Annotated in this window: 5 protein-coding genes; all 5 read left to right on the forward strand. The window is 44.7% G+C overall.

The window, feature by feature from the left end:
- The first annotated feature begins 24 nt into the window (after positions 1 to 24).
- Positions 25 to 3,135: a SusC/RagA family TonB-linked outer membrane protein gene (locus PMEL_RS08910; protein WP_120174979.1), complete on the forward strand. Its 3,111-nt coding sequence runs from the start codon at positions 25 to 27 to the stop codon at positions 3,133 to 3,135.
- 29 nt (positions 3,136 to 3,164) lie between these two features.
- Positions 3,165 to 5,195: a RagB/SusD family nutrient uptake outer membrane protein gene (locus tag PMEL_RS08915; protein WP_120174980.1), complete on the forward strand. Its 2,031-nt coding sequence runs from the start codon at positions 3,165 to 3,167 to the stop codon at positions 5,193 to 5,195.
- A 23-nt stretch (positions 5,196 to 5,218) separates the two neighbouring features.
- Positions 5,219 to 6,277 carry a DUF1735 domain-containing protein gene (locus PMEL_RS08920; RefSeq protein ID WP_120174981.1) on the forward strand — a complete coding sequence of 353 codons (1,059 nt, stop codon included), beginning with the start codon at positions 5,219 to 5,221 and terminating at the stop codon, positions 6,275 to 6,277.
- 19 nt (positions 6,278 to 6,296) lie between these two features.
- Positions 6,297 to 8,102 (forward strand): BACON domain-containing protein, encoded by a 1,806-nt coding sequence (locus tag PMEL_RS08925; protein ID WP_120174982.1) that lies wholly within the window; start codon positions 6,297 to 6,299, stop codon positions 8,100 to 8,102.
- Between the two features lie 414 nt (positions 8,103 to 8,516).
- Complete coding sequence (locus PMEL_RS08930; RefSeq protein ID WP_120174983.1) at positions 8,517 to 11,702, forward strand: M60 family metallopeptidase; 3,186 nt, start codon at positions 8,517 to 8,519, stop codon at positions 11,700 to 11,702.
- Positions 11,703 to 12,385 lie beyond the last annotated feature (683 nt).

The following is a 12,385-nucleotide window of genomic DNA, read 5'->3' on the forward strand; positions in this document are numbered from 1 at the left end:
TAATAAAACTACAAACATAAATCTATGAGAAGAACTTTATATGTCTTGTGTCTCATGGTAGCTCTGCTGACTCATGCAGGCTACGCCTATTCACAAGATAATGGTACAGCAAAGCAGTTCTCGGTAGCGGGTGTCATCCTCGATGATACAGGTGAGCCATGTATTGGTGCTACCGTTCGTGTAAAGAACGAACCGGGTGTAGGAACCATTTCCGACGTTGACGGTAAGTTTGCTATTAAGGTCAAGCCGGGTGCTACGCTTATGTTCGAGTACGTCGGTATGGAGACCATACAGCGCACTATCCTTAAGGACGAGCCTTCCCTTTCAGTTAAGTTCAAGGTAGCCAAGACAAATGCCATCGACGAGGTTGTCGTGACAGGTCTTGTCTCTCAGAAGAAGGTATCGGTGGTAGGTGCTGTGTCTACTATTAATATGGAAGAGTTGCGTACTCCGGGTACCTCACTCGTAAACATGATTGGTGGTCGTATGCCGGGTGTTATCACCATGCAGGTTTCAGGTGAGCCGGGTCAGAACCTTTCCAACTTCTGGGTGCGTGGTGTATCGACCTTCGGAGCAGGTGCAGGTGCGTTGGTCCTCATCGATGGTATTGAGGGTCGCCTCAATGATATTGACGTAGACGATGTTGAGAGCATCTCTGTATTGAAGGATGCTGCTGCAACAGCTGTTTATGGTGTTCGTGGTGCTAATGGTGTTGTATTGGTTACTACCAAGCGCGGTTCAAAGGAGAAGATTCAGATTACAGCTCGTGCGACAGTGAAGTTGTCACAGATCAAGCGTCTGCCAGAGTATCTCTCATCTTACGATTATGCAAGACTTGCTAATGAGGCACGTGCAATGTCAGGTGAGTCAGATCTCTATACGCCAATTCAGTTGGATATCATTAAGAACAATCTTGACCCAGAGCTTTATCCAAACGTAAACTGGATTGACCAGATTATGAAGAAGACCTCTTTGCAGGAGAACTACTATGCCAGTGCGCGTGGTGGTGGTGATGTTGCACAGTACTTCGTATCTTTAGGTTATCGCCATGAAGGTGCTGCCTATAAGCAGAAGGAGAACCAGTTCCATCGTCCATTGTCTTACGACCAGTTGACTTATCGTGCAAACATCAACATGAACCTTACAAAGCGTTCTGAGCTTTACTTCGGTGTTGATGGTAGCATCTCTAACCATACAACTCCGGGTGGTAAGAATACCAATCAGGTATGGTCGGATGTACTCCAGCTGAATCCATTGATGTTCCCTGTTACATACGCTGACGGAACATTGCCAACCTACGGTCAGAGCGACCTTATCTCTCCATTTGCAGCGCTTAACTATCAGGGTTACAACTCATCAGATTATAGCCGTAACATGATTACCTTGAAGTTTACACACCGCTTTGGTGGTATTCTTAAAGGACTTGTAGGTTCTGTTCAGGCTGTTAACGACCGTACAGCAGGTTTCAGTGAGCGTCGCTTCGTTAGTCCTGACTACTATCGTGCAACAGGTCGTACGGCTACGGGTGACCTTATCAAGACCTTGCGTTCTAAGCAGCAGGATATGAGATACTCTTCTAACAATGACTCATGGAGAAAGTACTACATGGAGGCTAAGTTAGACTATAACACAAGTTTCGGTGCTCATAACCTCGGTGCCCTCCTCTTCTATTATATGGAAGATGCAAAGGGTTCAGAGTGGGGTAATGGTGATGCCCTCGGTATCGCTGCAATCGCTAAGCGTCGTCAGAACGTATCTGGTCGTTTGTCTTGGGGTTATAACTCAACTTACTTCGTAGATGCTAACTTCGGTTACACTGGTTCAGACCTCTTCCCTAAGGGTGAGCGTTTCGGTTTCTTCCCATCAGTAGCTGTGGGTTGGGCTCCAACTTCATACAAGTGGGTACAGAAACACCTTCCATTCGTAAACTTCTTCAAGATTCGTGGTTCTTACGGTCTTGCAGGTAACGATAACATTGCAAACACTCGTTTCCCATACTTGACAATTATCAACAACCACGCTGGTACCACATGGGGTTATACTGGTCAGGGTATTGTTGAGAAGCAGCAGGGTGCTGACAACTTGAAGTGGGAGGTTGCTAAGAAGTTGAACGTCGGTGTTGATGCAAACTTCTTTAACGATGCTATCAAGGTGACAGTTGACTTCTTCCGTGACACACGTGACCACATCTTCCAGGACCGTGTTACATTGCCAGAGTTTGCTGGTATGGTTACTTATCCTAAGTCTAACGTGGGTCGTATGCACTCATTCGGTTCAGATGGTAACATCTCTTATTTCCACAAGATTAACAAGGAGATGAACTTTACCGTTCGTGCTAACTATACATGGTCACAGAATATTGTTGACTACTTCGAGGAGAACAAGCTTGCTTACGATTATCAGAGCGTGACGGGTATGCCTTACGGCGTATTGCGTGGTTATGTTTCTGAGGGTCTCTTCAAGGATGAGGCTGATATTCGTCAGAGCCCAGACCAGACAGCAGCCTTCGGTGTTGTTCGTCCTGGTGATATCAAGTATCGTGACGTGAATGGTGATGGTGTCATCAATAAGGACGACCGTGTGCCATTGTCATACGGTAACAACGTTCCTCGTGTAATGTTCGGTCTTGGTGGTGAGTTCAACTATAAGGACTTCACAGTAAGCTTGCTCTTCAAGGGTAATACAGGTGTAAACTACTACCGTGTAGGTATGGGTCACGACGCAGGTTGGATTCCATTCTACAATGGTGAGATGGGTAATGTATTGAAGATGGTGAACAATCCAAAGAATCGTTGGATTCCATCATGGTACTCTGGTGATCCATCAACAGAGAATCCTAACGCAATGTTCCCACGCCTCTCTTATGGTTCAAACAATAACAACTCACAGCTTTCTACCTTCTGGAAGCAGAATGGTTCTTTCCTCCGTTTCCAGGAGTTGAACTTCCGTTATGTCTTCCGTCATCGTAAGTGGCTGCGTGCAGCTGGTCTTAGTGCATTAGAGTGTGACTTCGTTATCAACAACCTCTTCACTATCGACAGCGCAAAGTACTTCGACCCAGAGCAGGCTTGGTTCAATGGTGCGGCTTATCCAATCCCAACCACCTATTCATTGCAGATGTACTTTAGATTCTAAGGTTTCACCTCTTAATTAAGATTGTAATAATGAAAAAACATATTTTAGCTTTGGGCGCTGTTGCAGCTCTGTTCTCAGGCATGACATTCACATCATGTAACTTCCTGGATCAGGACGACAACTTTAATGCTATCTTCAAGGAGGACTCTGTCTTCCACTCTGCCCAGAATGCAAATGGCTACCTCTATGCTACACCAACGATGTTCCCATCAGCTGGTAACATCTGGGGTAACTCATGGACTCCGGGTGAGACAGCGTCAGACGAGATCTGTGTACGCTGGCAGACTAACGAGTTCTGGGGTGCAAAGTTCTCTGTAGGTAATGTAAATGCAGAAAACGTTCCTAACTGGGGTTATTGGTACCAGATGTACAAGATCATCAGACGATGCAACCTCATGTTATCGAAGGTTGACAAGATTGGTGATATGTCTTCTAATGATAAGGCAGACTATAAGGCAATGGTTCACTTCATCCGTGGTTATGCTTACTACGTATTGTTGCAGAACTGGGGTCCTTGTCTCATTGTTGGTGACGAGGTTGTATCAACCAGTGAGCCAGCTGAGTACTATGATCGCGAGCGTGCAACAATGGATGAGTCAATCGACTATATCTGTAATGAGTTTGCACAGTCACTCCCGGGTTTGAAACGTCCAAGCGAGCAGTCAACTGCTTACTTCGGTCGTCCAACAAAGGGTACTGCGTTGGCACTTATCGCACGTCTTCGCCTTATTCAGGCTTCACCAACTTTCAATGGTGGTACTTATGCAAAGCGTTGCTTTGGTGAATGGAAGCGTAAGAGTGATGGTAAGTATTATGTAAATCAGGATTATGATGCTAAGCGTTGGGCTGTAGCTGCAGCTGCAGCTAAGCAGGTAATCGACCTCAACTACTATACACTCTTCACAGTTGATGCTGATAAGGATAATCCATATCCACTCGACGCATCGGTTCCAACAGCTAAGTTCCCTGATGGTGCAGGCGGTATCGACCCATATCACTCATTTGCTGATATGTTCAATGGTGAGGGTACAGCAAAGGTGAACAGAGAGCTTATCTGGGCTGATGAATACTCAGGTCCTGTAATGAACTATAGCCGCCACTCATTCCCTGTGAACTATGGTGGATGGGGTGGTATGTCAGTTCCACAGCGTGTAATCGACTGCTTCCTGATGAAGGATGGTAAGAAGCCAGCAGAGTCTCCACTCTATGAGGCTGACTTGACCAAGCATGTGACACAGAAGAAGTCTATCGGTGATTGTGATATGGCAAATGGTACACCATTGGCTTACATGAACCGTTCAGCTCGCTTCTATGCAAGTATCGGTTTCCCAGGTCGTATCTGGAAGATGAACTCTACTACCGATGGTAGTTTTAACAACCAGACATTCTGGTACTCTATTGATGATTCTAAGGCTGGTAAGAACGCAGCTGGTAACAACCCTAACGACTACTGTATCAGTGGTTACGTGCCATTCAAGTACATCCACCCAGATGATTCTTGGCATGGTAAGGATGGTGCTGCTGTTATTCCTAAGCCATTCCCAATCATCCGTTATGCTGAAATCTTGTTGGCTTATTGTGAGGCTGCTAACCATGTTCAGGGTGCTGAAACCGTGAAGACATGGGATGGTAGTGGTAGACTTGTTGATGTTGCCGTAACTCGTGATGAGGCTGCTATGGCACGTTACTTCAATATGATTCGTTATCGTGTTGGTCTTCCGGGCGTTGAAGCTGCAACACTCAGCTCAGAGAATGCTTTCGATGAGGTAATCAAGAACGAGCGTCAGGTTGAGCTCTTCAATGAAGGTCACCGCTACTTCGATACACGTCGTTGGGGTACTTACTTCACCGAGGACGCTAACAGCTCTAACTGGCGTGGCCTCGATGTTTACAGCGAGAAGAAGGGTAACAACGATGGTCCATTCTTCAACCTCGTAACCATCAACGAGCAGAATATTCGCGACCGTAAGGCTCTCCCACGTATGGTATTCCTCCCACTCCAGCATCGTGAGTTGGTGAAGAGTCCTAAGATGGATCAGAATCCGGGTTGGGATCGTTAATAACGTTAATATTGTAACTATTTATGAAAAAATACAAGTATATTTTAGGATGTGCCTTGGCTGCTGTAGCATTGTCATCATGTAACAATTATGACTTTGAGCAGAACTTCTATCCTCACAAGGTAGGATTGATGGCAGGTTCCAATCGTATCTATGATCGTACCACGGTAGAGCTTTCTGCCGTGGAGAACGGTACGGCTTCTATTAAGTTGGTAGCAAATCTGAGTGGTTCACAGATGGCTGACCGTGACTATCACGTGACTATTGCTCATGATGATTCACTCTTCAATGCTTATAACAAGTCTAACTTCGATATTGATAGCACAAAGTTTGCGCGTCTTCTTCCACAGAACTGCTATGAGGATCCTGCTATGGCGGGTACTATCCCATCTGGTTCAAACAAGTGCCTCTTTGATATCAAGTTGAAGAACCTCGGTACCTTGTCACCAGACAGTACTTATTTCCTCAACTACAAGATTGTTAGCCACGATGCAAGTGCACTCGCAACTGACAATAACAAGTTAGGTGTTAAGTTGGATCATGTCTTGATTAAGGTGACATGGAAGAACGCTTATGGTTCAACTGCTGAGGGTTGGAACTATCAGTTGGTATCTTCACAGGTTACTAACCTTGAGACAAAGTCAACTACTCGTCCAACCAATACGGTTCGTGCCTTCCCTATCGCCGCTAACGCTGTTCGTTTCCTTGCTGGTGACGAGAAGTGGGATAACTACGAAAAGGCACTCCATGACATCAATGTCAAGAGTATCGTTGCTACTATCGGTTCGCAGACTGTTACGAATCCTTCGGCTTACAACGTAACGCTGAAGCCTTTCAAGCAGGATTCACTTGAGGTAGAGATGCTGACTCCAGTTGGTGAGTATAACAATACATTCTTGCTTAACGAGTTAGGTGGTAGTGCATCTTCTAACGCTACTCATTTCAAGGAGTTCCGTCTTCACTATCGTTATCGCGTGATGAAGAACGCTAAGCAGAACGATGGTACTTGGAAGGCTGGTCCATGGAAGGAAGTGATGACCAAGATGCGTTATCAGTATAATCCAAGAGCAGATAAACTTTAACGATAAACAACTACGAATAATGAAACTTAAGATTAATTTCCTATTCATATTGTCAGTACTCTTCGTGGGTACCTTAGGACTCGCATCTTGTGCAGCTGACTATGACACCGACTTTACTGGCAAGGAACTTGAAGTTCCTCATTCTTCTCAGCGAATGATCTCATTCAATAAGGAGGGTGGCGAGCATCAGATTGTTGTTGAGACCAACGTTCCTCTCGATGAGTGGAAGGCTGTGAGCAATGCTGAATGGCTTACTATCACTAAGAATGCCGATGGTAAGGGTGTAACTGTTAAGGCACCAGCTTACGATGGCTTCAAGGCTCGTGAGGCTAAGATTACTATCTCTTATGGTGAGCGTGCTTCATACGATATCAAGGTGTCACAGATGGGTCTTGAGAGTGTGCTCCGTATTCCTGAGGAGAATCCATTCTTCAACCGTGAGGGTACTTTCTATTCGCTGCTTGAAAGCAACGTGACAAGTATCGACGTACCAGTTGAGACCAACCTCAACCTTGACAACATCGTTATCCCTGACACTGTGTCTTTCGTTCGTTTGGATGCAAGCAAGACAGTGAAGGACAATGGTATCGTTAAGCTCCACTTCGACATGGATGCTAACACAAGCGGTGAGACACGTTACTGTACAGTTCGTTTGAAGAGTTCTGACAACTGGGATGCTTCTATCGAGTATGTTATCGAGCAGTCGGCTAAGGGTTATAAGGTTCGTCCTATCTATCCAATGGCATCTAAGCAGGCTTCTGTTGAGATGGTCGACCTCGGTCGCACTTATCGTATCCCATTCCAGCGTGCAGCCTCTGATGGTAACTATGAGATTATTATCCCAGACGAAGCTAAGGACTGGTTGTCTACAACTAAGAAGTTCATCTCTGGTTCTGAGGTAGTCTTCACTGCAACCCTCAATACTACTGACAATGCTCGTTCTTGTGACGTGGTTTGCAAGCCTTCTAATGGAAACGCACAGCCATTCATTATCCACGTATCACAGCAGCCATTCCAGGATATCGTTCCTACGGGTGTGAACGACTTGAACGTAACTCCGGGTAAGGGTCAGTTCAATGTTACATGGAAGGCACCAGACGATGTGAACTATGAGAAGGTTATCGTTAGAGCAAAGAGCAATATGGCTGGCGTTCCTGAGTCAGTGAAGGAGGTTGCTGCAACTGAGACATCTTGTGTACTCAATGATGTATTCAACTTCGCAGGCAACTACACTATCACCGTAACAACTCAGGGTCTCAGAGGTAAGAACACTAATGCTCCAGCAACAGCAACAGCTCAGGCTAACGAGTGGTCAGAGGCTGTTGAGATTCCTCTCACTGCAAGCATGGTTTCTTCTAACTCAATGCAGGCAGGTCACGAGATTGGTTCTGCTGTTGATGGTAACAAGACAACCTACTTCCAGACAAAGAGTAATGGTAGCACAAGCGACCCACGTCCTTACATCGACATCACTTTGAACGAGGGTATCAACGGTACTTTCTATCTTGCATTCGATGAGAACAAGGTGACAACTAATGACCGCAACCCTAAGCGAGTTAATATCTATGCTTCTGCTGATGTTATCACAGCTGCTACTCCAGTAGCAACTCACGTAACTTATCGCTCTGCTAATGCAGTGAGTGAGCCACTTTCTTACACAAAGACAAATGGTGCAACAATCACTCATATCCGCTTTGAACCAACAGAGCGCAAGAACGCTACAAAGATCAACAATGGTGGCGGTTCTTATTACTGGTACCTCGCTGAACTTCACCTCTATGTTTACCACGATGAGGCTTGGAAGAAGGAGCAGTTAGGTCTCTAATTCCCTATATCCCAACCTGCTGGCATAGGTCGCCCCTATGCCAGTGGGTTGTCTTCGTTAAAGTCCTATCGGTTCGTTAAATTTTAAGCTTTTTTTGTATAATTATCAATTAGATTGATTATCTTTGCAACCTGAAAATAGTAGATTACGTCATGTTATGAAGACTAACACGATGCTGATAAGAAGATAAAAGGCGTTAGAAATCAATATAATTAATAAGACTTACGAGCATTGTAGTCTAATGACTGATTTAACTTTAATACGATATAAGTAATGTTCGAAGGCTTAGCACGGAGTGTGCGGAGGCTTAGCACCATTGGTGCGGGACGTCCACACGATCTTAAAAGGACATGAATAAGAACCTGAACATTACCGAAGAAAACTTAAGAAAACAATTATTTATTTTATACATTTATGTTATTCGAAAGAATTTTACGCAATAAGTCTCTGATAGCGGCAATGGCATTGAACGCTATCATGCCAAGTGTTGCGAAGGCTTCTGCAGCTCCAACGGCTGAAGGAGAGAACCAGCAACTCAAAGCAGGAGTTTATTACATTGTCAATGACAAGCGTCAGGCAGGCACAGACCTCCACGTCTATGTTGATGAGAATGGTTTGCACGGAAAGAATTACACTTCTCCTGCTGCAGACTTTGCCAATGTTTTTGTGCTTCATGCTAAGGGCGACAAGTACACCATTCAGAGTTTGAAGGATGGTAAGTATGTGCAGAATGTCACTGCCAACAGTGTTCCTTACAAGACAGGCAACGATGCACACAAGTTCCAAATCGTTTATCAGACACAGTCAAGTGGCACGGGTAAGTCTTACTTCAATATCTATAATGAGAGGGTAGGAGCAAACGATTTCTGCTGGCACCTTGATGGTCAGAGACACGTTGTACGTTGGTATCCTTTGAGAGACAACGGCAGGACAGCTCTCGGACCAAGTGAGTTCCGTCTCGACCCAGTGACCTCTCTCAGCAAGCAGCAGGTGCTCGATCGTCTGGCTCAGTTGACAAAGGTTGTTGACCCACGTAAGGACTTGAATAAGTACTATCAGATTGTATCTGAGCCTTACGGCAGATCAATGCGTGAGGACTATATTGTTGGTGAAGTGTCTACCGGCAGTTTCGTTGCAACTGACTATAGCTACTGTTGGAAGTTAGTGAAGTTGGGTAGCGGTCGTTATGCTTTCCAGAATGCTGTTACAGGTAAGTATATCGCCCAGCAGAATGGTCAGACAAGCCGTTATTATACAACTGCTGAGGAGCAGGGCAATGGTTTCCAGTTCGACCTTAATGAAAGCGACCCATACGCATTGGCTTTCGAGATGCTTGACGCTTACAACGTAGGTATTCACTGTGCTGAGAGTCAGGGCTATCATCCAGTAGGTTGGTACAACAATAACGATGCTAATAAGTGGATCTTCAAGGAGGCTACTATCGATCAGGCAAAGCTTAGAGAGCAGCAGGCTTCTTACAAGGCACGTGTTGACTTGACTAAGAATGTAGACAAATATGCTACAGCCGTTGCAAAGTATTTCACTAACAGCACAGCTACTGAGGTTACTGCTGATGTGAAGAATATGTCTGATGCTGAATTGAAGGCAAAGATGAATGACGATAAGCTTCCACAGGGTTTGCAGAATGTTGTATTGAAGATTAAGAACCAGAGTTGGACAAGCTATACAAGTGGTCGTAACTGGGAGAAAGAGTTCCGTATCGCTGCTTACAAGCCTTATAGCGAGAATAACTATGATGCTTGGGCACGCTCAATGGGTATCGGCTACAACTATGGTAGCATGACCAACCCAACTGGTATCACTGCTCGTGATGGTGAGGACCTCTTTGTATTCCTTGGCGATGACATCCCACAGAATGCAACCGTACAGATTGAGTTGGTACCATTAGGTACACGTAGTGCAGGTAAGTACTATGACTTGAAGAAGGGATTGAACATCATCCTCAATCAGGGTGAGAACAACGTCTTCGTAAACTATATCGGTCGTACCTACAACAATGGTAAGTTCCTCAGAGATTATAAGGATATGAACATCCACATTGAGGGTGGTAAGGTGAATGGTTACTTCGACCTCACCAAGGGTCACACCAATGAGGATTGGAAGAAGATGCAGGCTGACGGTCTTGTTTGGGCTAAGGCTTTCAACATGAAGGGCGAACTGATTGTTATGCACATGCCAAGTGATGCTTGCAAGCAGTACACTCCTAATAACATGAAGGAACTTGTTGAAATCTGGAACAGCATCGTACAGCGTGAGGACGACCTCATGGGCTTCCGTGTTTCTAAGAAGGATAAGTGCAACAATGTTCTCAATGCTACTGCTGTTGACCATGGTTATATGTATGCTACAACGGGTGGTACTTATTATAACTACAACACTTTGGGCGACGTACTCAACTACGACAAGATGAAGTGGGGTAATGGTACACTTTGGGGTCCTGCTCATGAATTCGGTCACAACCACCAGCAGCTGTTTAATACTGCAGGTATGACTGAGATCTCTGTGAATATGTTCTCTAACATGATTATGTTTACTTCTGGTCGTGTAACCAGCCGTTCAGAGAGATGTTCTTACGACGACGTTGACGGTAAGAGATATGACGGTGTTTGCGAGAGTGCAGTGTCAACTTACGCTGACCGCTTTGCTAAGAAGCAGATGTGGTTTGAATATGGTACATGGGGTACAACTCAGATGTATTACAAGCTCTATCTGATGTTCCACGCTTCTGGTCTTGATGATCAGTTCTGGCACAAGTGTCTTGATTATCTCCGTAAGAACCGCCTTGAGGGTCAGGGAACAGCCAACTGTCAGGGTCAGAAAGACTACTTGCTCTTTGCTAAGGCTTGTTCTTTTGCAGCTCAGCAGGACCTCTCAAGCTTCTTCGAGGCATGGGGCCACTTCTATAATGTGAACGGTTCTGTCATCGGTGACTACAGCAATACAACCATGTACACCACACAGGCACAGTGGATGGAGGCTAAGAGATTCATGCAGCAGTTCCCTAAGGGTCCTGCTAACAATATGATCTTCATCGACGACCATATCCGTCCTACTCCAGCTATCTATCCGGGTGCTGCTCCTGGCACAATGCGTGAGGACTTCAATGGTGCCGTACGTGTTGGTACTATGGGCGACTTCGGTTCATGGGATCAGTTCAAGAGAGACAGTCTCGGTCAGGGTTATGCTATCATCAAGTCTCAGACTGATGCTAATGGTAAGCGCACCTATACTATGGAGGCTAAGAACAGCCACGTTGTAGGTTTCAAGGTTTACAATAGCAAGGGTCAGCTTATCTACTTTGCTAACACCAAGACCTTCACTGTTCCTAAGAAGGTAATGGAGGAAGCACAGAACAATATCGTTATTAAGGTTTGCGGTTCAGATGGTTCTGAGGTTGATCCAGGCGTTGTTCCAACAGGTATCAAGACCTTCTCGGCTCAGGTTAACGATGGTAAGGTAGACGTTTATAGCATCTATGGTGTCCTCGTTCGCAGCAAGGTTGACGCTGAGACAGCCCTCAACGGCTTACCTAACGGCGTTTACGTTGTTGGTGGTAAGAAGGTGGTAGTGGGTAAGTAGTAGCCTCACCCCCAACCCCTCTCCGAATGGAGAGGGGCGTGAAATGTGAGATACCCCAATAGAAAAAAGACAGAGTAACAGTTTTGCTTGTTACTCTGTCTTTTTGTTTTGTGGTCTAATGACCGATTTGGGATGATTCATTTTATACCTTCTAACTATTCTTCTTTTTGCGTTTCAATGCAAAATAGAAATTGAAACCATCGAAATAAAATGTTACTCTCTTTGGCATAGTATGTAGATTAAATAAAAAAGCCACTCGGAAGTGGCTAAAACTCTGCAAGAAAGCAGAGCGATGCTTTTAATACTGCAAAAGTATAAAATTAAAAGGTTAATTCCAAGTTTTTTTGAAGTTATTTTTATAGGGTACGATAATTTGTTGAAACAAAGGGTTTAACTTGTTTACTAACCCAAAGGAAATCTCGTATATGCTCCCTTGGAAAGGATTGGAGGGAAGTTCTCTTTAATAAAATTTTCTCCAATGTTTGTAAGATTGGAAAGAATTGATGAAGTATGTTTTCTTGCTAATTAGTACATTTGTTCGTTTTCATTATGTGTGTTCTGTCTTTTCTCATTAGTTAAATATCTGTTTGCTCTGTGAGAAATTAAGGCATAAATCAAAGGCTTTTCTACAAAATTCTTTCCAATGTTTGCAAGATTGGAGAGAATTGTATAGATTTGCAGTT

It is taken from the genome of Prevotella melaninogenica (genome assembly GCF_003609775.1).
In the GTDB taxonomy this organism is placed as follows: domain Bacteria; phylum Bacteroidota; class Bacteroidia; order Bacteroidales; family Bacteroidaceae; genus Prevotella; species Prevotella melaninogenica_A.

Coding starts and splice junctions, on each gene's coding strand:
- PMEL_RS08910 (WP_120174979.1), top strand. CDS start 25: ATGAGAAGAACTTTATATGTCTTGTGTCTCATGGTAGCTCTGCTGACT.
- PMEL_RS08915 (WP_120174980.1), top strand. CDS start 3,165: ATGAAAAAACATATTTTAGCTTTGGGCGCTGTTGCAGCTCTGTTCTCA.
- PMEL_RS08920 (WP_120174981.1), top strand. CDS start 5,219: ATGAAAAAATACAAGTATATTTTAGGATGTGCCTTGGCTGCTGTAGCA.
- PMEL_RS08925 (WP_120174982.1), top strand. CDS start 6,297: ATGAAACTTAAGATTAATTTCCTATTCATATTGTCAGTACTCTTCGTG.
- PMEL_RS08930 (WP_120174983.1), top strand. CDS start 8,517: ATGTTATTCGAAAGAATTTTACGCAATAAGTCTCTGATAGCGGCAATG.